The organism is Niallia sp. FSL W8-1348 (genome assembly GCF_038006745.1).
In the GTDB taxonomy this organism is placed as follows: Bacteria; Bacillota; Bacilli; order Bacillales; family Cytobacillaceae; genus Niallia; species Niallia alba.
Window position 1 is genome coordinate 150,000 of record NZ_JBBOVV010000004.1, and the last position, 22,254, is coordinate 172,253.

The 22,254-nt window shown below is 34.1% G+C and carries 31 protein-coding genes and 1 pseudogene; 29 read left to right on the forward strand and 3 right to left on the reverse strand.

What is annotated here, in order from left to right; all coding sequences use genetic code 11:
- The first annotated feature begins 11 nt into the window (after positions 1 to 11).
- Positions 12 to 791 carry a sulfite exporter TauE/SafE family protein gene (locus NST60_RS25630; protein WP_019380822.1) on the forward strand — a complete coding sequence of 260 codons (780 nt, stop codon included), beginning with the start codon at positions 12 to 14 and terminating at the stop codon, positions 789 to 791.
- On the opposite strand, the gene NST60_RS25635 is transcribed toward NST60_RS25630, so the two are convergent.
- Complete coding sequence (locus NST60_RS25635) at positions 788 to 967, reverse strand: hypothetical protein (RefSeq protein WP_016204406.1); 180 nt, start codon at positions 965 to 967, stop codon at positions 788 to 790. The two genes, NST60_RS25630 and NST60_RS25635, sit on opposite strands and share 4 nt — an antisense overlap.
- A gap of 111 nt (positions 968 to 1,078) precedes the next feature.
- Between NST60_RS25635 and NST60_RS25640 the strand changes: the two genes are divergently transcribed.
- From NST60_RS25640 to trxB, 24 genes and pseudogenes are all read left to right on the forward strand, one after another.
- Positions 1,079 to 1,480 (forward strand): DUF2892 domain-containing protein, encoded by a 402-nt coding sequence (locus tag NST60_RS25640; RefSeq protein ID WP_016204405.1) that lies wholly within the window; start codon positions 1,079 to 1,081, stop codon positions 1,478 to 1,480.
- Between the two features lie 150 nt (positions 1,481 to 1,630).
- On the forward strand, positions 1,631 to 2,134 hold the full coding sequence (locus NST60_RS25645) for a DUF2243 domain-containing protein (RefSeq protein WP_016204404.1): 504 nt from the start codon (positions 1,631 to 1,633) through the stop codon (positions 2,132 to 2,134).
- Positions 2,115 to 2,918 carry a cytochrome c oxidase assembly protein gene (locus tag NST60_RS25650; RefSeq protein ID WP_016204403.1) on the forward strand — a complete coding sequence of 268 codons (804 nt, stop codon included), beginning with the start codon at positions 2,115 to 2,117 and terminating at the stop codon, positions 2,916 to 2,918. Before NST60_RS25645 ends, NST60_RS25650 begins: the two co-directional genes overlap by 20 nt.
- Positions 2,919 to 3,014: 96 nt before the next feature.
- Positions 3,015 to 3,386: a rhodanese-like domain-containing protein gene (locus NST60_RS25655; RefSeq protein WP_016204402.1), complete on the forward strand. Its 372-nt coding sequence runs from the start codon at positions 3,015 to 3,017 to the stop codon at positions 3,384 to 3,386.
- A 12-nt stretch (positions 3,387 to 3,398) separates the two neighbouring features.
- A complete protein-coding gene (locus tag NST60_RS25660) occupies positions 3,399 to 3,662 on the forward strand; it encodes a metal-sensitive transcriptional regulator (RefSeq protein WP_016204401.1) in 264 nt (87 codons plus the stop codon).
- A gap of 124 nt (positions 3,663 to 3,786) precedes the next feature.
- A complete protein-coding gene (locus NST60_RS25665) occupies positions 3,787 to 4,266 on the forward strand; it encodes a DsrE/DsrF/DrsH-like family protein (protein WP_016204400.1) in 480 nt (159 codons plus the stop codon).
- Between the two features lie 44 nt (positions 4,267 to 4,310).
- Entirely contained in the window at positions 4,311 to 4,673 is a 363-nt protein-coding gene (locus NST60_RS25670; protein WP_016204399.1) for a rhodanese-like domain-containing protein, read from the forward strand.
- 15 nt (positions 4,674 to 4,688) lie between these two features.
- Positions 4,689 to 4,985, forward strand: a complete 297-nt coding sequence (locus NST60_RS25675) for a rhodanese-like domain-containing protein (protein ID WP_016204398.1) — start codon at positions 4,689 to 4,691, stop codon at positions 4,983 to 4,985.
- 60 nt (positions 4,986 to 5,045) lie between these two features.
- Entirely contained in the window at positions 5,046 to 5,621 is a 576-nt protein-coding gene (locus NST60_RS25680; RefSeq protein WP_016204397.1) for a sulfurtransferase TusA family protein, read from the forward strand.
- 16 nt (positions 5,622 to 5,637) lie between these two features.
- The gene (locus NST60_RS25685) at positions 5,638 to 5,871 is read left to right on the forward strand and encodes a glutaredoxin family protein (RefSeq protein ID WP_016204396.1); all 234 of its coding nucleotides are present in this window, start codon (positions 5,638 to 5,640) and stop codon (positions 5,869 to 5,871) included.
- 12 nt (positions 5,872 to 5,883) lie between these two features.
- Positions 5,884 to 6,276, forward strand: a complete 393-nt coding sequence (locus NST60_RS25690) for a DsrE/DsrF/DrsH-like family protein (RefSeq protein ID WP_016204395.1) — start codon at positions 5,884 to 5,886, stop codon at positions 6,274 to 6,276.
- Between the two features lie 52 nt (positions 6,277 to 6,328).
- Positions 6,329 to 7,456 carry an MBL fold metallo-hydrolase gene (locus tag NST60_RS25695; protein ID WP_016204394.1) on the forward strand — a complete coding sequence of 376 codons (1,128 nt, stop codon included), beginning with the start codon at positions 6,329 to 6,331 and terminating at the stop codon, positions 7,454 to 7,456.
- 26 nt (positions 7,457 to 7,482) lie between these two features.
- Entirely contained in the window at positions 7,483 to 7,710 is a 228-nt protein-coding gene (locus NST60_RS25700) for a sulfurtransferase TusA family protein (protein ID WP_016204393.1), read from the forward strand.
- A gap of 52 nt (positions 7,711 to 7,762) precedes the next feature.
- On the forward strand, positions 7,763 to 8,539 hold the full coding sequence (locus NST60_RS25705; RefSeq protein WP_016204392.1) for a sulfite exporter TauE/SafE family protein: 777 nt from the start codon (positions 7,763 to 7,765) through the stop codon (positions 8,537 to 8,539).
- Between the two features lie 52 nt (positions 8,540 to 8,591).
- A complete protein-coding gene (locus tag NST60_RS25710) occupies positions 8,592 to 8,939 on the forward strand; it encodes a DsrE/DsrF/DrsH-like family protein (protein WP_016204391.1) in 348 nt (115 codons plus the stop codon).
- 14 nt (positions 8,940 to 8,953) lie between these two features.
- Positions 8,954 to 9,334, forward strand: a complete 381-nt coding sequence (locus NST60_RS25715; protein ID WP_016204390.1) for a peroxiredoxin family protein — start codon at positions 8,954 to 8,956, stop codon at positions 9,332 to 9,334.
- 319 nt (positions 9,335 to 9,653) lie between these two features.
- Positions 9,654 to 10,046, forward strand: coding sequence for a rhodanese-like domain-containing protein (locus NST60_RS25720; protein ID WP_019380827.1), 393 nt, complete (start codon positions 9,654 to 9,656; stop codon positions 10,044 to 10,046).
- A 225-nt stretch (positions 10,047 to 10,271) separates the two neighbouring features.
- Positions 10,272 to 10,934, forward strand: coding sequence for a hypothetical protein (locus NST60_RS25725; protein WP_016204387.1), 663 nt, complete (start codon positions 10,272 to 10,274; stop codon positions 10,932 to 10,934).
- 19 nt (positions 10,935 to 10,953) lie between these two features.
- A complete protein-coding gene (locus NST60_RS25730; protein ID WP_019380828.1) occupies positions 10,954 to 11,679 on the forward strand; it encodes a cytochrome c biogenesis CcdA family protein in 726 nt (241 codons plus the stop codon).
- Positions 11,676 to 12,242 carry a peroxiredoxin family protein gene (locus NST60_RS25735; protein ID WP_016204386.1) on the forward strand — a complete coding sequence of 189 codons (567 nt, stop codon included), beginning with the start codon at positions 11,676 to 11,678 and terminating at the stop codon, positions 12,240 to 12,242. The genes NST60_RS25730 and NST60_RS25735 overlap by 4 nt, the downstream gene beginning before the upstream one ends.
- Before the next feature lie 26 nt (positions 12,243 to 12,268).
- Positions 12,269 to 12,868, forward strand: coding sequence for a class I SAM-dependent methyltransferase (locus NST60_RS25740; protein WP_016204385.1), 600 nt, complete (start codon positions 12,269 to 12,271; stop codon positions 12,866 to 12,868).
- Positions 12,869 to 12,915: 47 nt separating this feature from the next.
- Entirely contained in the window at positions 12,916 to 13,065 is a 150-nt protein-coding gene (locus NST60_RS25745) for a hypothetical protein (protein ID WP_019380829.1), read from the forward strand.
- The gene (locus NST60_RS25750; RefSeq protein WP_016204384.1) at positions 13,046 to 14,215 is read left to right on the forward strand and encodes an MFS transporter; all 1,170 of its coding nucleotides are present in this window, start codon (positions 13,046 to 13,048) and stop codon (positions 14,213 to 14,215) included. The genes NST60_RS25745 and NST60_RS25750 overlap by 20 nt, the downstream gene beginning before the upstream one ends.
- A 168-nt stretch (positions 14,216 to 14,383) precedes the next feature.
- A pseudogene (trxB, locus tag NST60_RS25755) lies at positions 14,384 to 15,335 on the forward strand (thioredoxin-disulfide reductase).
- Positions 15,336 to 15,437: 102 nt separating this feature from the next.
- Here the strand turns inward: trxB and NST60_RS25760 are convergent.
- Both NST60_RS25760 and NST60_RS25765 read right to left on the reverse strand, forming a co-directional pair.
- Positions 15,438 to 15,575, reverse strand: coding sequence for a hypothetical protein (locus NST60_RS25760; protein WP_019380831.1), 138 nt, complete (start codon positions 15,573 to 15,575; stop codon positions 15,438 to 15,440).
- A 709-nt stretch (positions 15,576 to 16,284) separates the two neighbouring features.
- Entirely contained in the window at positions 16,285 to 17,619 is a 1,335-nt protein-coding gene (locus NST60_RS25765) for a hypothetical protein (RefSeq protein ID WP_016204248.1), read from the reverse strand.
- Between the two features lie 849 nt (positions 17,620 to 18,468).
- Between NST60_RS25765 and NST60_RS25770 the strand changes: the two genes are divergently transcribed.
- The 4 genes from NST60_RS25770 (at position 18,469) to NST60_RS25785 (ending at position 22,243) form a co-directional block, all read left to right on the forward strand.
- Positions 18,469 to 18,852 carry a pilin gene (locus NST60_RS25770; RefSeq protein WP_016204246.1) on the forward strand — a complete coding sequence of 128 codons (384 nt, stop codon included), beginning with the start codon at positions 18,469 to 18,471 and terminating at the stop codon, positions 18,850 to 18,852.
- A 68-nt stretch (positions 18,853 to 18,920) separates the two neighbouring features.
- Positions 18,921 to 19,271 carry a PrgI family mobile element protein gene (locus tag NST60_RS25775; protein ID WP_016204245.1) on the forward strand — a complete coding sequence of 117 codons (351 nt, stop codon included), beginning with the start codon at positions 18,921 to 18,923 and terminating at the stop codon, positions 19,269 to 19,271.
- 1 nt (position 19,272) lies between these two features.
- Complete coding sequence (locus NST60_RS25780; RefSeq protein ID WP_016204244.1) at positions 19,273 to 20,181, forward strand: hypothetical protein; 909 nt, start codon at positions 19,273 to 19,275, stop codon at positions 20,179 to 20,181.
- Positions 20,129 to 22,243 (forward strand): VirB4 family type IV secretion system protein, encoded by a 2,115-nt coding sequence (locus NST60_RS25785; protein WP_047944562.1) that lies wholly within the window; start codon positions 20,129 to 20,131, stop codon positions 22,241 to 22,243. Before NST60_RS25780 ends, NST60_RS25785 begins: the two co-directional genes overlap by 53 nt.
- The last annotated feature ends 11 nt before the right edge of the window (positions 22,244 to 22,254 follow it).

Genomic DNA, 22,254 nt, shown 5'->3' on the forward strand with positions numbered 1-22,254 from the left:
GGAAAAAGAAAGTGGATATTGGATTTATCGTGGTTATATTCCTTATCGGTTTTATTGGATCCTTCATATCCGGAATGGTAGGAATTGGTGGATCGATTATTAAATATCCCATGCTTTTATACATTCCACCACTGTTTGGATTAGCTGCATTTAGTGCACATGAGGTATCTGGAATTAGCGCCGTACAAGTTTTTTTCGCCACAATAGGGGGAGTATGGGCTTATAGAAAAGGAGGGTACTTGAATAAAACGTTAATTATATACATGGGTGTTGCCATATTAATTGGTAGTTTTATTGGTGGATATGGCTCAAAGCTCATGACCGAAAGTGGAATTAACATTGTATATGGAATTCTAGCTTTAATCGCCGTTGTGATGATGTTCTTACCTAAAAAAGGAATCGATGAGATCCCACATGATCAGGTGAAGTTTAATAAATGGCTCGCAGCTGTTCTTGCATTAATTGTTGGGGTGGGTGCGGGAATTGTTGGTGCTGCTGGTGCGTTCATTTTAGTTCCTATCATGCTCGTAGTGCTGAAAATTCCAACTAGAATGACGATAGCGACCTCTTTAGCTATTACGTTTATCTCGTCTATTGGTGCAACTGTTGGGAAAATTACAACAGGTCAAGTCGAATATTATCCAGCGTTAATCATGGTTGTAGCAAGCCTAATCGCTTCGCCACTTGGTGCTAATTTTGGTAAAAAAATAAATACCAAAATCCTACAATGGATTTTGGCATTACTCATATTAGCTACTTCAATTAAAATTTGGTCTGATATTTTATTTTAAGAGACCTTATTACTTTCAACGTATGTCTCAAGTGCAGGATGATATTCCTTTTGAAAATGATTATCTGGACATGATTTGATTACAATTGAGAGTAATGAGTTCGTTTTATCGCTGACTAAATTTTTATTACAAGTAGGGCATTTTTCATTGAAAAAAGATTTGAAAAAACGTTTCATATTAGGTTCCTCCTATACCCATTAATTCCTATTGTTATACTAGGTATTGTAGAAGATTTATTTAAAAAACTCAATGGGTTTATATACCAATCAACGAGAGGATGGGAATGTATGAGAGATCTATTTCCACCAACTACGACTAAAGTAAAGTTAAACACAGATGATAGAATCAATAATGATATAGAACGAAAAACTGCACATAATATCAACAATTACTACGGGAAAACTGAAAAAGAAATAGATAAACGTATTAAAGAATTAAATTATGAATGGGATACCGAAAGAGTTTTAGAACTTAACTTTGCATCAATTGTATTGATATCATCTTTACTTGGATTATTAAGCAATAAAAAATGGATGGCATTGTCAGGAATAACAAGTGTATTTATGATCCAACATTCTTTACAGGGGTGGTGTCCTCCATTACCACTGATAAGGAGACTTGGCGTTAGGACTGCAACAGAAATATTTGAAGAGAAGGAAGCATTAAAGAAGATACTAAATAAAAGCTGATATTGGGTTATTTTTTATAGAACACTCGTGACTTTATGAGTGTTCTTTTATTATGAAAACAGAATCAAAATCCTTCTTCATCACCTATTGTTTAAAAGTAATGGTTGAATGGACAAAATAATTAAATATGAACATATAGGAGGGAAATGGATGAATATTATTAAAAACTCAAAACAAAAGTTTATTTTTGCGAATCGCAATTTATTTGGTGGCTTTTTATTTGGGCTTGGTCTTGTAGCTTTTATTGATGAAACGGTTTTTCATCAACTACTACACTGGCATCACTTCTATGATAAATCAACAACTGATATTGGACTAGTTTCGGATGGTCTGTTTCATGCTTTTAGTTGGTTTGCGACCATCTTTTCAGCTTTTATGTTTGCAGACCTTCGCCGCAGAAATGCTTTTTGGCTTGCAAGATGGTGGGGAGGAATATTGCTTGGGGCTGGAGGCTTTAATTTGTATGATGGTATCATCCAACACAAGTTCATGAGAATACATCAGATTCGTTACAATGTAGAAATACTTCCTTACGACTTAGTGTGGAATTTAGTTGCTGTAGCACTCATTATTGTTGGGGTGATTCTCGTATTTCGCACAAGAAAGCAATTATCCCAAGGGGAGGAAATTCTTAGTGGATCACAATCACATTGATAGTTCCGGTTATAGTTATTTAGATTATTTCTTCATTTTGGTATTTGTGTTAATGATTATTCTTTATATAATGGGAGTTGTTTTATCCAATCGAAAGCATAAAAAATGGTCGCCATACCGAACGTTATCTTGGCTTTTAGGGGTTCTGTTTGTAGCACTTGCTGTAGTGGGACCGGTAGCTGAACAAGCCCATATGGATCTTAAAATACACATGCTAGGTCATTTATTTCTTGGGATGTTAGGACCTCTACTTATTGCGCTTTCTGCACCGATGACGCTTTTTTTAAGAACTCTGTCTGTGAAATTAGCACGACGGTTTACACAGATATTAAAAAGTTACCCGGTCCGCATTGTAAGTGATCCTTTTATCGCATCGCTTCTAAATATTGGAGGACTATGGGTACTCTATACAACGGACTTATACGCACAAATGCACGGGAATTTATATCTTTATGTCTTTATACACGTTCATGTATTCATAGCAGGATACCTTTTTACAGTATCCATGATCTATATTGATCCAGTTGCCCATAGAACAAGTTTCCTCTATCGTTCTATTGTTTTAATAATCGCCTCAGGCATCCACGGTATTCTATCAAAGTATATTTATGCCCATCCCCCAAAGAGTGTACCAATTTCCCAAGCCGAGATGGGTGGAGTGCTAATGTATTATGGTGGAGATGTGATCGATATATTTCTAATCTTCATTTTTTGTTATCAATGGTATATATCCACAAATAAAAGAAGGGTATCTGATAAATCAAAATTATTCTTACAAAGTTAAAAAGAAATAAATTTAAAGGTATTGACAATATACCCTAATGGGTATAATATAAACGTTGTAAGACATTCCTTTTTTTATTAGTAAAGGAGACAGCATATGATAGTTGCTATAATAATGAGTGCCATTATTGTTGCTCTTTTTAAAAGACATTTTCCCGTTTTTAGGGTTGAAAATATAACTAATCACGTTGATATGGGAACATCAATAGTCGTAGATGTAAGAGATTATATTGAGTCTCATAACAGCCCAATAGAAAGAGCCATCAATGTTCCAGTGGCATACCTTAATAGGTTTTATTCAGAAATCCCAAAAAGTGACTTGATTGTAGTGGCATCAAACCGCCTTGAAAGGAATCTAGCGATTCGTTTCTTACGCAAAAGAGATTTTAAGGTCGTTGGCTATTTAATTACAAATCAAACACAAACAGTATTAAAGGAAAATCAATTAAATAAAGAAAGTTATTGTTAAGGGGGAAAACAGATGGAATACAACGACCAAATGAAAAACAGAGTAAAGCGCATTGAAGGACAACTTAGAGGAATTTTGAGAATGATGGAAGAAAATAAAGACTGCAAAGATGTTATTACTCAGTTGTCTGCAGCAAGAACAGCGATTGATCGGACGATTGGAGTTGTCGTCAGTTCAAATTTAGTGGAATGTGTTCGTAACGCCGAAGAAATTGGTGAGAAAAATACAGAAGAACTATTAAAAGAAGCTGTCAATCTGCTTGTAAGAAGTAGATAGAAATAAAGGGGTTGACACTCTCTTTTATTTTTAATAATATTATACCCATAGGGGTAAAGGTAAAAGGAAAATTTTTTATACAGAAAAATACCCTAATGGGTAAACAACAAGAGGAGGAACAAACATGACAGAAACAAAAAAAACAACAATCGTATTATTTAGTGGTGATTATGATAAAGCAATGGCTGCTTATATTATTGCAAACGGGGCAGCTGCCTATGATCATGAAGTAACTATTTTCCACACATTTTGGGGATTAAATGCTCTACGTAAGGATGAAGATATTGAAGTGAAAAAAGGTTTCATGGAAAAGATGTTTGGCAAAATGATGCCAAGAGGTGCTGAAAAAATGGGTCTGTCAAAAATGCACTTTGCAGGTTTCGGTCCTAAAATGATTAAAGATGTAATGAAAAAGCATAATGCAATGCCACTTTCAGACTTAATTGAAATGGCAAAAGAACAAGATGTTAAGCTCGTTGCTTGTACGATGACAATGGATTTATTAGGACTTCAAAAAGAAGAACTTTTAGATAATATCGAGTATGCAGGTGTAGCTGCATATTTAGCTGATGCAGAAGATGGAAATGTAAACCTATTTATCTAAACACGTTAGGGGGATTATCCCCTACATAAAAGGAGGGAGTAAGTTTGGAATATCTAAATTATTTAATCATTGGACTCTTTCTGTTATTTATCATTAAACGAATCATCCCGGCTAAAGGTGTTAGACAGATTTCAACAACAGATTTAAAGAATGAATTAAAAGATAGGAATAAACAATTTGTTGATGTACGTACTCCTGGGGAGTTTAAGGGAAGAAACATTAAAGGATTTAAAAATCTCCCACTCCAACAACTTGCGCAAAAAGCGGAGAAGGAACTATCAAAAGACAAAGAAGTAGTTGTTATTTGTCAAAGTGGAATGAGAAGTCAAAATGCTACTAAAATATTAAAAAAATTAGGATTTACGAACGTGACAAATGTAAAAGGTGGTATGAGTGCCTGGAGATAAAAAGGAGGAGAGAAAATGAAACAACTAACAGCAAAAGAAGTGGAAACATCGTTAGTAGAAGGTCAACCATTAAACTTGATTGATGTTCGTGAAGTGGATGAAGTTGAAACTGGGAAAATCCCAGGAGCGATCCACATTCCACTAGGGTTATTAGAATTCCGTATGCATGAATTAGATAAGTCTCAAGACTATATCATGGTTTGTCGTTCTGGTGCACGTAGTGGTCGCGCCTGTCAATTTCTTGAAAGTCATGGGTTTAAGGTAACCAACATGACAGGCGGAATGCTTGCGTGGGAAGGCGAAACAAAATAAGGTGATTTTTTTTAGAAGTCAATATACTCGTAAGGGTAATAAACAGGAGGTTTTTATATTATGAATTCATTAAAAACAGATCTTTTATTAGATGCAAAGGGCCTAGCTTGCCCAATGCCTATCGTCAAAACAAAAAAGGCAATGAATGAGTTACAATCTGGTCAAGTCTTAGAGGTTCAAGCAACAGATAAAGGGTCAAAAGCTGACCTTGAAGCATGGGCAAAAAGCGCTGGACATCAGTATCTAGGCACAATTGAACAAGGAGATGTGTTAAAGCATTACCTTAGAAAATCTTCCAATGATGGAACAATTGAAAGAAAACATCCTAACATCACAAGCAATGAAGAGTTGGAGAAAAAACTAGATGTTAACGAGAATATTGTTGTTCTCGATGTTAGAGAAGCAGCGGAGTACGCATTCAACCATATTCCAAACGCCATCTCTATTCCGTTAGGAGAGTTAGAGGATCGTCTTTCAGAGCTTAATACAGCTGATGAGATTTATGTGGTGTGTCGAACTGGAAACCGTAGTGATCTCGCAGCTCAAAAATTAGCTGAAAAAGGTTTTGCAAATGTGATTAATGTTGTGCCAGGGATGAGTGCTTGGTCAGGCAAAACCAATAGTTTAAATAAATAAGGAGGGGAAATTTGATATGAGCACAGTAACGGTATACACAACCACACGCTGTCCGTATTGTGTTATGCTAAAGAACTTTTTGGCAGATCAAACTATACCTTTTAAAGAGGTAAATGTTGAAGAAAACCCAGAGATTATGAACCAACTAGTCGCAAAGACCGGACAACTGGGTGTGCCTCAAACAGAGGTAAATGGCAAGTGGGTTGTTGGTTATGATCCAAATAATATAATGCTAGCATTAAGAAACTAGGAGGAATTAAGAATGAGTAAAGTAGCAATTATAGCAAGTAATGGTGGATTATTTGATGCATATAAAGTTTTTAATATCGCAACAGCTGCAGCAGCATCTGATCAGGAAGTTGCCATATTCTTTACATTTGAAGGATTAAACTTAATTCATAAAGAGGCATACACACAACTACCAATGCCAGAGGGGAAAGAGCATTTTGCTGAAGGGTTTGCAAAAGCAAACGTACCAGCTATACCTGAGTTAGTGGCAATGGCACAAGAAATGGGTGTCAAATTCATTGGTTGCCAAATGACAATGGATGTGATGGGATTAGAAAAGGAAGCATTTGTGGATGGAATTGAAGTGGGTGGAGCTGTAACCTTTTTAGAATTTGCAAAAGATGCAGATGTAACTCTTACGTTTTAATAAAAATTAATTATTTTTTTGAATTTAAATATACCATAGGGGGTAAAATGATATGACTGTAAAGGCTATGACTTCAAAAGAAGTAACAAAAAAAGTATTTAATAAAGAACCATTATTTATTCTAGACGTTCGTAATGAAAGTGACTTTCAAGATTGGAAAATTGAAGGAGAAAACTTCGACTATTATAATATTCCGTATTTCGAGTTACTGGATGGAGTGGAAGGAATCTTAGATAAAATCCCGGCTAATCAAGAAGTTTTAGTCGTTTGTGCAAAAGAAGGATCTTCATTAATGGTGGCAGAGATGTTATCAGAACAAGGATTAACGGCTTCTTACCTGCAAGGTGGGATGAAAGCGTGGAGTGAGTACTTAGAGCCTGTGAAGGTCGGGGACTTAAACGATGGAGGTGAAGTGTATCAGTTCGTTCGTATCGGTAAGGGCTGCCTATCTTACATGGTCGTCTCAAATGGGGAAGCAGCTATCATCGATGCAACTCGTATGACTGATATTTATCTTGATTTTGCAAAAGAAATTGGTGCAAAAATTACGCATGTATTTGATACGCATCTTCATGCTGACCACATTTCTGGTGGAAGAGTCATTGCTGAGAGAACAGGTGCTACGTATTGGTTACCACCAAAGGATGCAACAGAAGTCACATTTGAGTATAAGCCTTTAGAAGATGGAAATGTGGTAACAATCGGAAATACTGCCATCGATATTCATGCCCTGTATTCTCCAGGTCACACAATTGGTTCTACATCGTTTGTTGTGGATTCTCAGTTCTTATTATCAGGTGATATCCTATTCATCGATTCAATCGGCAGACCAGACTTAGCTGGGATGGCAGAAGACTGGGTAGCAGATTTAAGAGAAAGTTTGTACATCCGTTACAGAGAGCTTTCAGAAGAACTAGTTGTTCTACCAGCGCACTTTATGATCATTGATGAATTGAATGACGATGGTAGTGTATCAGAAAAATTAGGGACACTATTTGCAAAAAATCATGGTCTAAACATCGAGGACGAAAATGAATTCAGAAAATTAGTAACAGAAAACCTACCACCACAACCAAATGCGTATCAAGAAATTCGTGAAACTAACATGGGGAAAATTAACCCAGATGATGAAAAACAACGTGAAATGGAAATTGGACCAAACCGTTGTGCGGTTCGATAAAAACTTATTTTAGGAGGAATAACGAAATGGAAGCAACTAAAGTATTAGACGCAAAAGGATTAGCATGTCCAATGCCAATTGTAAAAACAAAAAAGGCAATCAATGAATTAGCATCAGGTGAAATTCTAGAAATTCATGCTACTGATAAAGGTGCTAAAAACGACCTAACAGCTTGGGCAAAATCTGGTGGTCATGAACTAATTAAGCATGAAGAAGAAAATGATGTATTTAAATTTTGGATTAAAAAAGGTTAAAAAATAAGGGGAGCCTATGTAGGGTTCCCTTTTTTCAAAAGGAGGTAACACCATGGATTTTGGATTCATCATTACGATTTTCTTAATAGGATTTATTGGATCATATGTTTCAGGAATGTTAGGAATCGGCGGGTCTATTATTAAATACCCAATGTTATTATATATTCCACCGTTATTTGGCTTAGCAGCATTTACTGCACATGAAGTTTCAGGCATAAGTGCGATTCAAGTATTCTTTGCAACTATTGGTGGAGTTTGGGCTTACCGAAAAGGTGGATATTTAAATAAAACGTTAATTATGTATATGGGTGCTAGTATTTTAGTGGGTAGTTTTGTTGGAGGATTTGGATCAAAGTTAATGTCTGAAGGAGGCATTAATTTAATTTATGGGATATTAGCCTTAATTGCAGCAGTGATGATGTTTATTCCGAAAAAGGGAATAGACGACATTCCATTAGATCAGGTGAAATTTAACAAATGGCTTGCAGCACTATTAGCCCTTATTGTAGGGGTGGGGGCTGGGATCGTTGGAGCAGCAGGAGCCTTTTTATTAGTGCCAATCATGTTAGTGGTATTAAAAATTCCAACAAGAATGACGATCGCTTCTTCTCTAGCGATTACGTTTATTTCATCAATCGGAGCGACAGTAGGTAAAATTACGACCGGACAAATTGACTACTTCCCAGCTTTTATTATGATCGTTGCAAGTTTAATTGCTTCCCCATTGGGTGCAATGGCTGGAAAAAAAGTAAATACCAAAGTGTTGCAAGTCATTTTAGCGTTATTAATTGGAGCTACTGCCGTTAAGATTTGGTTAGATATTTTGTAAAAACAGGGGAAAATAAAGTGTATTCATAGTAGGTTTGAAAGAAGGGGTTATAATGACGAACAAGAAATTTGTTTATTTTGTATCGTTAAGCTCAAATGTTCCCTATGTGTTGAAGAAATCAATCGAAATGGTTGAACAAAAAAATGAAGTCGCCATATTTTTTGATCTTGATGGAGCGCGTGTTTTAGATAAACGTTATTTAAAAAGAATGACGAGAACACATGGAGTAGATCTATCCTTACTTTTTAACTTGGCTTTAAATGCGGGAATTAAATTGTATGGTTGTCAAATGAATGTGTTAATTGCTGATGGTTTGGAATTAATAGAAGGGGCAGAACTCGCGGGCGTTGTTACCTTTTTAGAAACAGCCTACCAAGCTGATGCTGTTTTAAGTTTTTAAGAGGGGGACTAAACATGAATACGAAAAAAGTTGTCGTTTTAGCACTTCATGATGAATTAGAGTCTGCTTACCCACCTTTAAATGTTGCTGTTGGAGCTGCTTCATCCGGGGCTGATGTGATCTTAGCCTTCTCACGAAAAGGAGTAAACATTTTAGATCAAAAATACATTCCTATTCCATCGGATGGAATTGAATACTTGTCTAATGCTCTAGCTGATTTTAACGCACCTTCAATTAACGATTTACTTGAGATAGCTGTTGAATCTGGCGTTAAATTTTATGTGGTGGACTTAGATATAAAGGACCATACGCAATTTAAGTACCCAGCTGAGCAAGTCCCCATTAAATGGGTTTTAAATGAGGCAGTTTCAGCGGATTTGTTTGTACATTTTTAAATATTGAGGAGGAATAACGTTGATTAAAATTACAGATGCTGCGATATCAAAAATAAAACAAGAAGTTAAAGATGTAAAAAAACCATTTATTCGTCTTGCAATGGGCATTGGTTGAGGGGGACCTCAGCTTCGTCTGGCTCTGGAAGAGTCAGCTTTAGAAAATGATGAGATTATTGAACAAGATGGCATAAGTTTTTTAGTACATGAAACAAGTAAACCATATTTTAATAATGTCAAAATTGATTATACCAAGACCATATTGGGTGGCGGGCAATTTATTGTCCTTACACTATAAGTACATCTGAAAGCAGGAGTTTCCTTGAAGATTAAAACAATAGCATTATATCTACCCCTTGTCATTTTAGTATTATATTTTGGCTATACCCAGTTTGAAAATAATAGCATTAAAACAATTTCAATTAATGAGTTGGAGCAAAAATTACAGGATCCCAAATCAAGTAACATAATCTTTGTTGATGTGCGTGAACCCCATGAATATGAAGCAGGTCATATTAAAGGGATGAAAAACATTCCACTAAGCACATTAAAATCCGATTATAAAGGTCTTTCTAAAGATGCGGAAATCGTTCTATTGTGCAGAAGTGGGAAACGAAGTCTTCAAGCTGCAAACATTTTAAAAGACTATGGTTATGGTAATGTTGTAAGTGTAAGTGGCGGTATTCAAGAATGGCAGGGAGAAATTATAAAATAAGTAATGGAGTAGGCTGATAATATGAATAAAGATCATAACAACTGTGGCAAAGGTAGTTGAGGAATTCCTAACAAAAAATCACGGTCATTTTTCCCACCCATATGACCAGGGATTTTAGTCTGGCTCCTGGTAGGAGTCATCGTCTTGTTTCAAAGAATCTTTTAAGAAGAGGGGCTAAACAGCCCCTTTTTGTGTAAACATCAAGCAATTTTTTTGGAGGTACCCATGGATATCATTCAAATCGGTTCATTTACGATTCTCCTTAAATGGTTTCTTCTTGGAGTGGCAATTCTATTTGGAATAGTTTTTATAAAAGTATTGCTCCTACGCTTACCGAATAGGGAACATAATAAGGCAGTATTTGACTTATTAACTAATAGCGTGTTTTTAGGCTTTTTTATTTGGAAAGGTAGCTTACTTCTTACGGAACCTTCATTAGTAATAAAAAGTCCTTTGTCGTTGTTGTATTTTACAGGAGGAAGAAGTGGCTTAATTTTAGCTATTATTTTTTCAATCTACTACTTTATTTATAAAGCAAGGAAATTAGATATTTCAATGCTAGTTACTTTGAAATACGGCTTACTATTTAGTTTTTCAGTGCTGTCTGTCTATCACTTTTTATCCGCCACCTTTGTAGAGGATAATTTCATTTATCATGTTCTTTTTGGCATTTATTCGTTGACTAATTTGATACTCATTCTAGTTCAAAAAATTCTATCCTCATATAAATCATTTTTTTCTGTCATCGTCTTATTTTCATTCTACAAAATAATACTCTCATTGGTTCTAATCAATGAAAATACGATTTTTATTTTCTCGATGGAGCAGTGGTTTTTTGTAGGATTAATAATCTTGTCTCTTTACCTTTGGGATAGAAAACTACAGTAGAAAGATAGGTGGGTAAGAATTGGAAAATATCACAATATTTTTTGCATTAACTGCAGGGGTACTTTCATTTTTTTCACCTTGTGTGTTTCCATTAATTCCTGCATATGTTGCTCATTTAACCGATGGTTCAGTAAAAGATGGAAAAGTAAATACCCAGAAGAGTGTCCTGTTTTCTCGTTCAATAAGTTTTATCTTTGGATTTAGTATTGTATTTGTGTTACTAGGAGCTTCAGCAAGTGTTGTAGGACAAATATTTTTAGATAATAAGAAATTAATTCAAATGATAGGGGGATTCCTCATCATTATTTTTGGGTTACAGATGCTTGGTGTGTTTAAAATAAAGTTTTTAATGACTGAAAAACGGTTTGATTATAATAGGAAGTCCAAAGCTAGTTCTCTAAAATCATTTATCCTTGGTTTAGCATTTGGATCAGGATGGACACCTTGTGTAGGACTTGCTTTATCGTCCATTTTATTACTGGCTAGTTCAACTGAAACGATTTATTCTGGCATGTTTTTATTATGGATATACGCCTTAGGTCTAGGCATTCCTTTTCTCATGTTATCTTTTCTTGTGACATACTCTTTAAATGTGATTAAAAGAATCAATAAGGTTTTACCAAAGCTTTCGTTAGTTAATGGAGTAATCCTTATCATAATGGGATTGTTATTATTCACTGGTCAAATGGAAAAGATCAGTGCTTATCTCTCTACATTCACGATTTTTGAAGGAGTGGGATTATGAACAAACAAATACTCGTCTTAGTAGGTTTGATTGGTCTTTTAGGTTGGGGAGTATATGACTATGCATTTTCAGAAAAAGACAATATGGATGAAACCTCCCTTAACAATCGAATAGAAAATAATGATTTAATTAGTGGAATAAAAGAAGGAAATTTGGCACCTGAATTTCAACTCCAGACTTTAGAAGGAAGAGAAGTAAAACTGTCTGACTATAAAGGAAAGAAAGTCATTTTAAATTTTTGGGCTACTTGGTGTCCTCCTTGTAAAGCTGAAATGCCTCATATGCAAGAATTTTATCTAGATCAACAAAATGAAAATGTAGAAATTTTAGCAGTTAATTTAACTACTGCAGAAAAGAACACAAATGATATTGGAAAATTTGTAAAAGATTATGGATTAACTTTTCCAATACTGCTTGATACTAAAGGCGATACAGGAGAAACATATCAAGCTTTTACGATCCCAACAAGTTATATAATTGATTCGCAGGGGATTGTTCGAAAGAAAATTGTCGGACCGATGGATAAGGAAATGATGGAGCAATTAATAAAAAGTATTGACTAAAAAATTAAATCAAAGGAGAACAAGCTATGAATTCCTGGAATGATCGATTTAAAAATGAGAATTATGTTTATGGAACTAATCCAAACGTATTTCTTGCGGATGTCCATAAAAAATTAAACCTATCAGGAGATGCATTGGCTATTGCTGAAGGAGAAGGTAGAAATGCAGTCTACTTGGCGCAACAAGGAATGAATGTAACTGCATGGGATTATGCGCAATCCGGACTGGCTAAAACAGAAAAGCTTGCCAAGGATAGAAATGTAACAGTTCAAACAAAGCTTGTAGACTTAAATGAAGCTAACTGGGATAAAGAGCAGTGGGATGAATTGATTTGTATTTTTGGTCACTTTCCAGAGGCATTACGTACAAAAACACTTGAAGGTGTTAAAGATGCAGTTAAACCAGGTGGTTATTTTATTTCAGAGGTGTATTCGGTTTATCAGCTACCATACAAAAGTGGAGGACCACAAAACGTAGAACTACTTTATAAACCAGAAGAGTTTTTAAGCGTTTTTTTTGATTGGCGGATTGTTCACTTTTTTATGGGCGAGGTTGTAAGGAATGAAGGAGAACTTCATAATGGTTTGTCACATGTTATTCAGTTTGTGGCGCAAAAAAGAGAATAAAATAACTTTGGAGTTGCCTTCAGCAACTCTTTTGGTGGTGAATACAAGTGGAAAATACAATGGAGAATATAATGTTTTATGGTATGGGTGGATTAATTATGACCATTTTTTGGGTAGTTATTTTTGTTGGTGGAGGCTATTTTGTATACACATTCATGAAAAATAAAGAAAACGGACATGAAGATAACACAAAATAGTCGTGAAATGAGTGAATTGATAATGAAAAATCCTATTTTTATTGTTTTATTTATGAATACCGTCTTCTCAGGTGTGTTAGCTTTTTCAAACTTATATATAAACATTTTTTTATGGAATCAAGGAGCAAGTCTTTCTACTATAGGAGTATACAATGCCTCGGTTTTTGTATCTGTGTTCATAGGAACAATGATAGGGGCATATACGATGAGGTGGATGAATAGTCGAATGACGTTTGTTTTATCTTCTTCCTTTCTACTAGCGGTGTTCGGATTACTCATAAGTAAAGAAGAGAATGTAATAGGATATATTATCATTTTAGGTACTTTATATGGTACAGCTGTAGGATTGTATTATTCTGGATTTAATCTTTATTCAATATTATTAACCAACCCTGAAAATAGGCAACTTTTTATGGGGATGGAGCAAGGTATGAACCGGATCACCGCAGTCTTAACACCATTAATATTTTCTTATTTAATTCTTTATTATGATTATAATGAAACATTTCGATTAATATTTGTTATGTTGATTATTCAAGTGATTATAAGTTTATTTACACCAAAATATAAAAGCAACTTCAATATTTCATCCTTACGGTATAAAGATATATGGAAGGAGTATAAAGCTGTTCTCGTTTCTATAGTGGCTTTTGGTTTCTTTCAAAGTATAATTCAACTCGCATCCAGCATTCTCTTATTTCAATATGTTCAGAAGGAAACGATTGTTGGATGGTTAAACACATTATTTGCAATTACAGGAATCTTAACACTTGTTTTCATAAGCCGTCCACGACTTGTAAAAAGTAGAATGAAGGTAACGTATGTAGGTGCTATATTAGCGACCGTCATGACTATTTTTTTATTTTTCCCGAGTTTTTCAACATTGATTATTTTTAATGTATTGGCAGCAATTGCTTTACCTCTAATATGGATCCCGGTTAGTGTTATTCATTATACAAAGATTAAGGAGCTAGCTTGCGAGTCAGAGGTGGATTGTGATATTGGATTAACGGCTCACTATCTGTTAATTAGGGAGTTTATGCTCAATGTGGGGCGTACTTCCTTTTATTTATTCCTTATTATGGGGCTAGATTTTACACAGGGATATCATTACATACCAATCTTTTTATTTTCTTTGGTTATCCACTAGTAATATATATATGTAATAAAGGTCTGTTTAGAGAACTAGGTTAATTGTTATGGAATTGCTAGTGTAGTAACTCTTCCTACCTTTTAGTTTTATTTTACTCCTTGGGTAAATAAAGAAAAGATGGGATAAGATAATCGTAAAATATTAAAATCAGTGGAGGATATAATCGTGGAAAAAGTCGTTATTTTAGGAACGGGTCCTGCAGGTTTAACAGCTGCTATTTATTTAGCAAGAGCAAATATGAAACCAATTGTTATAGAAGGAGATCAACCAGGCGGCCAATTAACACTAACAACTGAAGTTGAAAACTTTCCTGGTTTTATTAATGGCATTATGGGACCAGAACTCATGGATAATATGAGAAAACAAGCAGAACGTTTTGGAGCTGAGTTTAAAAGAGGATGGGTAACTAACGTTGATTTTTCGAAAAAACCGTATACCTTACAAGTAAACGGAAAAGCAGAAATTGTAACAGAGTCTCTCATCCTTTCAACAGGTGCTTCAGCTAAACTTTTAAATATTCCTGGAGAGAAGGAAAACATCGGGCGAGGAGTGAGTACCTGTGCAACCTGCGATGGATTCTTCTTTAGAGGAAAAAAGGTAATTATTGTAGGCGGTGGGGACTCTGCGATGGAGGAAGCAAGTTTTTTAACTAAATTTGCAAATGAAGTCATTATCGTGCATAGAAGGACTGAACTCCGAGCCTCAAAAATTATGCAGGACCGCGCAAGAGAAAATACAAAGATTACTTGGGAATTAAATAAAACACCTATCGAAGTTTTGGCAGGAGGGAATGGCGTTACAGGTTTAAAAGTGAAGAATAATGAGTCTGGAGAAGATGAAGTGATACAAACAGATGGGATATTTGTAGCGATTGGACATACACCTAATACCGGTTTTTTAAATGGTCAAATTGAAACCGATGAAACGGGTTATATCAATGTTAAGTCTGGAACAACAGAAACGAATATTCCTGGAGTTTTTGCATGTGGGGATGTTCAAGATAAAAAATACCGGCAAGCCATTACAGCCGCAGGTACAGGTTGTATGGCAGAATCTAGATGCAGAAAGGTACGTAGAAGGTAGTGCTGTTCACGACTGGAGTAAAACATTTAGTTGAGTGGATAGTAAAAAACATTACAAAAAGTAGAAAAAACGAGATTGAATCTCGTTTTTTTAATTAGAAGTTCGTTAAATTATGTTAAGTCCAATTTCTATTTCCTTAATCTCCATAAACATCTACTTTTTCTACACTAGTTTGTAGTAATGGTTCAGCGCCTTGGGGTGGAATTGAATCAATAGTATCCCTAATGTTTTGAATCGACTTCTCAGGTTTTTGCTTCTGTATTAACATCGGCAATAATTTTTTCCATTCAGTCCTTTCCTTTTCTTCGTTAAGGTCTTCTATTTCGATTAATCCAGCAGTATATGCTTCTTTTTATGGGCGAAGTTTTACTCCAAGAGGGGGAGCTTCATAATGGATTGTTTCACGTCATTAAATTCGTAGGGCAAAAAAGAGTATCGGTAAAAAAGAATGTATTATTGATCGAGACAAATGCAGATTAGAGACAAGCAATTTTTTCCCATGATATGGTGAATATAGTATAAAGAGGGAAAGCTCTAAATAAAAAAAGTAAAGAAAGGTCCTTTAATTATACATAGAATTTCTTTACTGCACAGTACAAAAATACTGTTCAACAAGAAAATTATATTCTACAATCAGGCGCTTTAATTGAGAAATGAAAAAAGCCTAGTTTCTTCACAGTTAATTGAGAAATTAGGCTTTTTGATATTGAAATTTCCTTAACGTTGTAAATCCGCATTTTCCTGACGCTACCCCTCTTTGGGGAATAAGTCAATACCCTAGGGGAAAATAAACCATATATCATCATAAGGATAAAGAAGGGGTAATCGTCAGGAAAATAGGTTTAGCTTTGCAAAACCGCATTTTCCTGACGCTACCCCATGCTATGAGAAGAAAATTTTAATACTCGCATTTTTTTACTTTATTTGATGTAAAAACTTTGCTTCAATACACCTTCTAGTGAGCACAGTTTATGGTTTTATTATTACATATCAAAACTCCATGATCCTTGTACGACACCAAAAAGCAATAAAAATTCGAGTGAACTAGTAACTTGATGGGAATAAATTTTCTTGCTACCAGTTGGGTAATTCATATAAAATTCATGACTTGGTGCTCTATCATGTTTTCCATAAGCAATAAATGATTTATTAGAAAGTTGAGCAACATAATTATAATCAATTTTAGGAGCAGAAATTTTTGGAACACCCACTGCATGATTCACAGCCCACATTAAGTCATTAGTTTTAACTCTATGTTTAAGTAATTTAATTCCACTATCCGATGCAGTTCCAAGAGATTTTGGTGATGAACAGCTTGAAGCAGTACAATAATGTGATTTTGAAACACTTTTCCATAAGGTTACTGCTGCTGGTTGACTTAACATTGCATATACTCTAGCTTCTGTTCTGTATTTGTCAGAATAAGCAGTAGGATTTGATCTATTATCTCCTTTTAAGTAAGGATAGTCATCATTAGTTAAAACATTTGGATTTTTAACTGACTTGAATGGTATATAAGTCCTGTAATCAAATGAAAACTCATTTGATTTAGGAATTGCTTTTGTACCAATAGTGCCGCTACCCTTTGCCTTTTCAAAGATAGGATCCATAATTGGATCTTCAGTCAATGACTCTTCCTCTACGGATGGTATTGCTACTAGGGTAGATATTGAGCCATCATATTCAAACATTTCATCAGTTAATACTATTTTTTCTTTTATTGCTTCATTTTTTATTAAATCTGCAGTTTCTTCAGAAACAACATTATTAATTTTTAGCATGTAATTGTATTCTTTGCCACTCTCTACATTAGTATCAACATAATGTAGATCTGTTGTCTCAGCGATTTTTACATTATTTTTGAATATTTCATAAACATTATCTTCATCTGGAAGTTTAGGCCATTGTATAGTTACTGAATTAGAGGTGACGATAGTTTCTAATCTTGTATTTTGAACTATGCTATCAATATATTCCTCTTTTTCTGCGGTATTCATAGATGTTGGTTCAAAAATATTATGTTTATTATCAGCCGCTTTAACAGAGAGTACCTCGTTTAGTTTACCATTTGAATAGACTCCTATTTTATATTTTTGTGATTGATCAATATAGTCTGTATATTTATTGTTTGTACCACTATATTCTAACTGGTCGTCTTTGTATATTTTATAGTATTCGTTCTTTTTAGGGCTTAACTCTAAGATCACCTTATTATCATTTGTTTTAACAGTTACATCATTGTCAGCGCTAACAATTAAGGGAGACATAGCAAATCCTAAGGCTATAATTGAAGTAAAAATAATCTTTTTTTTATACATTTTTTCCTCCTTTTATTTTTTAAATTTTCATTACAAACCTATATATGTATAGTAGTAATGCTATAATTAATTGTAACAATATACATCTATACTATATATAGGTATAACTTACTAATATTGGAATTAGGAGGAGGTACTATGTTTATCATGAAATTAATAAACAACTTTTTTATCAGACTATTAATTTGTTCTGTTTCTTCAGCTTTTTTTCTTGCTCTTTTTTTGTTTTACTTTATTAACACGGTTCCATTTTCTATTTTCGACTCTTTTGATTTAGCTTCATTCTTGTTATTTTTTACAATTTTTAGTTTAATCTATCTAGTATTAGGAGCGCCCATTCAATTTTTCTTTAGAAAGTCCCTAAATAATTCCTATATTAAAAATTTTGTATTATTTTTTATATTAGGTTTTATAGTTAATTTGATTTTCTATCCGCTTGCTACCGATCTAAATCCCAAATTTTACTTAGACCAAAATTTTTATTATATGATCATCTCTAGTAGTGTAATATTTTGGTTGAATGATTTAATTTTCCTAAGAATTAATCACGAGAAATTAAAATTCTAAAATCATATTAATAAATATATCAAGAGCAGCATTATCTAGTATTTCTTCTAATAGTTTTACTTTCTGATGTTTTAAATTAAAGTTGGGTTTCGTATCAGTATATTTTTTGGCTAAAATACCTTGACCATATTTCTTGTTTTTATTATGATAAGGTTACAAGTGAAAAAACAACGGGAAGTCCCCGAGAATTCTATGGCATTGTACATAAGTACAATCTTCCATAGTCTTTTCGGGGACTTTTTTTATTGGTTTTTCCTTGATTTAAAAGGAGGGATTTTAAGAATGAAGACAGGGGCAATCAAAAGAGTAAAAGGGTTAAATGATATTCCTTTTTACCTAGGGGCACTGATACTAACCTATCTTTACTTATTTGTTCCAGAGTCTGCATTAGCAGCATGGAAAAAAGCTGGAATCACCAGTCAAGGGAATGTAAAAGACAGTAAGATATATACCCAGTTAAATAACGTTGTATATCTTATCACAGGAATCGGTGCAATATGGGCACTAGCTTGTATTATCTTTGCTGGAATGAAGTTATCAGGCTCACAAGGGAATCCACAAAATAGAACACAAGGTTTTATTGGTCTTGCAATGGCGGGTATCGGAGTCTTTGTTATTGTACAAGCAAAAGTAATAGCTGGTTATTTTGCAGGATTTGGAGCTTAAATATTGATTTGAAACCCCTCTATCGTACTTTACATTGAGGGGTTCATTTCTAGGAGGGAAATTATTAAATGAGTCGAAGAGCTGAGGTTCCAATAGATATGGCATCTGAACAAAAAACTATTTTGGGATTCATCTCAATTAGACAATTGATTTATCTAGGAGCAGCAGGGTCAATAGTTTATGCATATATCCCAATGGTATACAAAATATTCTCAAGTGCCGGTGTTATTGTGGCATTGATAGCATGTGTATTTAGTGTTATTCCAACAGCAATTTTCGTAATTGTTTTTGGCTTTTTTAAAAAGAAAAATCTTCATTTAAACTTCGATCAGTACTTTTTAATAAAAATGAACATGAAAAAACAAAATGGCATATGGAGAAAAGGAACGTATCCAAAGAAATGGATGGTGAATAGTTAAAGTGGGAACTCTTTTGATTATGCTGCTCTTTGCAGTTGGTGCATATGTTTTCATGAAAATCATGCTGAAGGAACCGATTATCCCAGGTAGAGGAAAAAAAGCAACACCAATAAAGTTAAATAAGAAAAATAATGAAAAAGGGAAGAATAATCCTCTTCAGGCCGAAGAAGATCCAAGAATATTCGAAGAGTTATTCTCAGATGTAAAAGATATATCTAATCACCTTATTCATTATACTGATTATTCTTTTTCTATAATCGCTGAAGTAGACCCTGTTAACTATTTTCTTAAAAGCCAATTTGAACAAGAGGCAATTGATGTGACTTTTGAGAGTTGGACAGCAACACTTAATTATCCTGTAAGTGTTTATCTCCAAAATAGATTCGTTGATGTTTCGGAGCCTATTGAAGCAATGAATAAAGTAATGGAAGAATCCAAGGATTTAAATGAAGCTGCCCTTTCATTTGGAAAAGCGATGATTGCAGATATTGTTGAATGGCAAAAATCTGCACCAAGATTTGAAACTAAAATTTATATGATTTTCACTCATAAAATAAATGTTAACTCTATTAGCGCGGATTCTGAAGAAGAGTTAGAAGAAAAAATTGTAGATAAAGCTTTTGCTGAATTAATGAGAAGGGTTAATTCAGCAAGAAATCAATTGCGAAAAGCCGATATACATGTCTCTCTTTTACCAACAGAAGGTATTTATGAATTACTTTACTATACATTTAATCGTCGTAAAGCTGTAAAAAACCGATTTAAAGATTTGGTTAATCAAGAAAAGGATGCATTATATGTAACTGCAGATCAAACAGACTCTCATATTGACTTAGTAAAGGAGACGATTCAGGAATATGAAGATAATGAAAACGAAAGAGAGAGAGCAAGAGAAAAAGAAGCTAGCTAAAAAAAATACTAGTAAGAAAGCAAAAGGGAATAAAAATAAAAAAAGCAATGAAGTAAAAGATATAGATTATCAAATTGATACAAAACCAACAATGTGGGAAATTATTTCTCCGGAAGGCTTAAAAATTGAGTCGGAAGATTATGGGGTTATAAAGACATCATTAGGTACAAAAACATATTTTAGACCAATGTACATACCTCGAGATGGATATCCACGGAAAATGCAAACCAATTGGCTCAATTCCTTACTATCAAGTGGAGAGGTAGATGTATTTCTTGATATTCATAAAGTTGGTAAATCAGATGCAATCCGTACTCTTCAGCGACAAATTACAATGTTGGAATCTAACCTCTCCTTTCAAACGAAAAGAGGGAATATTGACCAAATTAATGATTTAACAGCAAAGATAAGAGATACAGACTTATTGATGTCTGAAATACAGTTTGGTGAAAATGATATGTTTAATGTTGGAACTTTGGCCATGTTATATGCAGAAAATGAGAAGCAATTAAACTATTTTAGTGAGTCTTTAGAGGATGAATTAAGTAGTTCTTTCTTTGGATTAACTAGTACATGGGGCAGGATCCAAAAGGGGTTCAAAAGTATCTTGCCCTTTGGAAAAAACCAAATACATGATTCTCTTAGAAATATAGATAGACGTGCTTTATCTACTTTCTCGCCTTTTATTTCTGGAAGTGGAAAGTACATGGGTGGAGTTCCTATTGGGATAAATAAAATTACTGATCAACTTGAATTTATAAATAGTTTCGGAAATGAAGATTTTCGACCTGATAATTATAATATGTTTATTTCTGGATTTTCTGGTAGCGGAAAGTCCGTTACTCTTAAACTCTTAATTGCAAGAGAACTTACCGGAGCAGATGTATATGCTAGATTAATAGATCCTGAAGGTGAATTTGTTAAAATTACAAAACGTTTAGGTGGAATTAATTTAAATATTAACGAAGAAGAAGATATCTGTATCAACCCTCTTGCATTAAACTATTCTGATATTCCCTTTGAAGATGGAGATGAAGAACTTAGTTTAATAGAAGAAAGCGACGAAAAGGAAATTATAGAAAAGGATGGGAAAATCTATATTCGATTTGTACCTATTCGAGAAAAAATCAATGAGGCAATCGATTTCTTTGACATTATATGTAGAGGTAAAAACCAAGAAGCTGAAGGTTTAGATGTCTTTGAAAGAAACTATTTGGAAGAAGCACTTCAGCATGTTATTCATAACAAATTAAACATAAATTCACACCCTGAATCCTTATTTGAAAACAATGTAAGAACTATCGATAATCATCTTGTTCAATCGAGGGTTAGAAAACCAGAACCAACAATAAGTGATGTTAATGAATACTTAATAACAAAATACGGCGAAGAACCAAGGGCGTTTCGCTTAATAGCTGCCATCAAACCATTCTTAAGAACTGGTAGTAAACCTATTTTTGATGGACAAACTTTTTTAGGAAAGGGAGTCACTCAATCATTAGAAAATGCTAGACTCGTAAATTTCAATATTAGTCAAATGGAAGAAGGCTTTTTAAGACCTATTGCTTATCATGTACTCCTTAACTATACATGGGAACACTTTGTTAAGAGTTTGGATAACGCAAAGAAAAAGAAATTTGTTTATGCCGATGAAGCTTGGACTTTAATAGATTCAGAGCAAACTGTTAACTTTCTTGAGAAAATGGCAAGACGTTCTCGTAAGCGGAACGCTGGTTTAAGACTTGCAAGTCAAGATTTTGTTCGTTTTGTTGAAAATAAGAAAGCTAGGGGGATCCTACAAAACACTTACTCTTTTATGTTTTTAAAACAAAGCAAATTGGATTTAAAAGCTATAAGAGAAAATTTTGATTTATCTGAAGGAGAAATTAACATTCTATTCGGTAATCCGGATAAAGGAGAAGGAATTCTCCGAGTCGGAAAATCATCTGTATGGTTACGAACGAATCCTAGTAAAGAAGAATTATTCTTTATTGAATCCAATGAAGCGGTTTATGAAGAAACAATGCAAAGACAAAAACAAAAAGCTAGTAGTTTTTATTAGGAAGGAGGCGT

Excerpts from the sequence above, each read along its gene's own strand:
- NST60_RS25725 (WP_016204387.1), top strand. The coding sequence starts at position 10,272 with ATGGATATCATTCAAATCGGTTCATTTACGATTCTCCTTAAATGGTTT.
- NST60_RS25685 (WP_016204396.1), top strand. The coding sequence starts at position 5,638 with ATGAGCACAGTAACGGTATACACAACCACACGCTGTCCGTATTGTGTT.
- NST60_RS25655 (WP_016204402.1), top strand. The coding sequence starts at position 3,015 with ATGATAGTTGCTATAATAATGAGTGCCATTATTGTTGCTCTTTTTAAA.
- NST60_RS25750 (WP_016204384.1), top strand. The coding sequence starts at position 13,046 with ATGAAGATAACACAAAATAGTCGTGAAATGAGTGAATTGATAATGAAA.
- NST60_RS25785 (WP_047944562.1), top strand. The coding sequence starts at position 20,129 with ATGAAGATAATGAAAACGAAAGAGAGAGAGCAAGAGAAAAAGAAGCTA.
- NST60_RS25700 (WP_016204393.1), top strand. The coding sequence starts at position 7,483 with ATGGAAGCAACTAAAGTATTAGACGCAAAAGGATTAGCATGTCCAATG.
- NST60_RS25675 (WP_016204398.1), top strand. The coding sequence starts at position 4,689 with ATGAAACAACTAACAGCAAAAGAAGTGGAAACATCGTTAGTAGAAGGT.
- NST60_RS25770 (WP_016204246.1), top strand. The coding sequence starts at position 18,469 with ATGAAGACAGGGGCAATCAAAAGAGTAAAAGGGTTAAATGATATTCCT.
- NST60_RS25715 (WP_016204390.1), top strand. The coding sequence starts at position 8,954 with ATGAATACGAAAAAAGTTGTCGTTTTAGCACTTCATGATGAATTAGAG.
- NST60_RS25740 (WP_016204385.1), top strand. The coding sequence starts at position 12,269 with ATGAATTCCTGGAATGATCGATTTAAAAATGAGAATTATGTTTATGGA.
- NST60_RS25635 (WP_016204406.1), bottom strand. The coding sequence starts at position 967 with ATGAAACGTTTTTTCAAATCTTTTTTCAATGAAAAATGCCCTACTTGT.
- NST60_RS25690 (WP_016204395.1), top strand. The coding sequence starts at position 5,884 with ATGAGTAAAGTAGCAATTATAGCAAGTAATGGTGGATTATTTGATGCA.
- NST60_RS25735 (WP_016204386.1), top strand. The coding sequence starts at position 11,676 with ATGAACAAACAAATACTCGTCTTAGTAGGTTTGATTGGTCTTTTAGGT.
- NST60_RS25640 (WP_016204405.1), top strand. The coding sequence starts at position 1,079 with ATGAGAGATCTATTTCCACCAACTACGACTAAAGTAAAGTTAAACACA.
- NST60_RS25645 (WP_016204404.1), top strand. The coding sequence starts at position 1,631 with ATGAATATTATTAAAAACTCAAAACAAAAGTTTATTTTTGCGAATCGC.
- NST60_RS25660 (WP_016204401.1), top strand. The coding sequence starts at position 3,399 with ATGGAATACAACGACCAAATGAAAAACAGAGTAAAGCGCATTGAAGGA.
- NST60_RS25775 (WP_016204245.1), top strand. The coding sequence starts at position 18,921 with ATGAGTCGAAGAGCTGAGGTTCCAATAGATATGGCATCTGAACAAAAA.
- NST60_RS25665 (WP_016204400.1), top strand. The coding sequence starts at position 3,787 with ATGACAGAAACAAAAAAAACAACAATCGTATTATTTAGTGGTGATTAT.
- NST60_RS25765 (WP_016204248.1), bottom strand. The coding sequence starts at position 17,619 with ATGTATAAAAAAAAGATTATTTTTACTTCAATTATAGCCTTAGGATTT.
- NST60_RS25695 (WP_016204394.1), top strand. The coding sequence starts at position 6,329 with ATGACTGTAAAGGCTATGACTTCAAAAGAAGTAACAAAAAAAGTATTT.
- NST60_RS25680 (WP_016204397.1), top strand. The coding sequence starts at position 5,046 with ATGAATTCATTAAAAACAGATCTTTTATTAGATGCAAAGGGCCTAGCT.
- NST60_RS25710 (WP_016204391.1), top strand. The coding sequence starts at position 8,592 with ATGACGAACAAGAAATTTGTTTATTTTGTATCGTTAAGCTCAAATGTT.
- NST60_RS25705 (WP_016204392.1), top strand. The coding sequence starts at position 7,763 with ATGGATTTTGGATTCATCATTACGATTTTCTTAATAGGATTTATTGGA.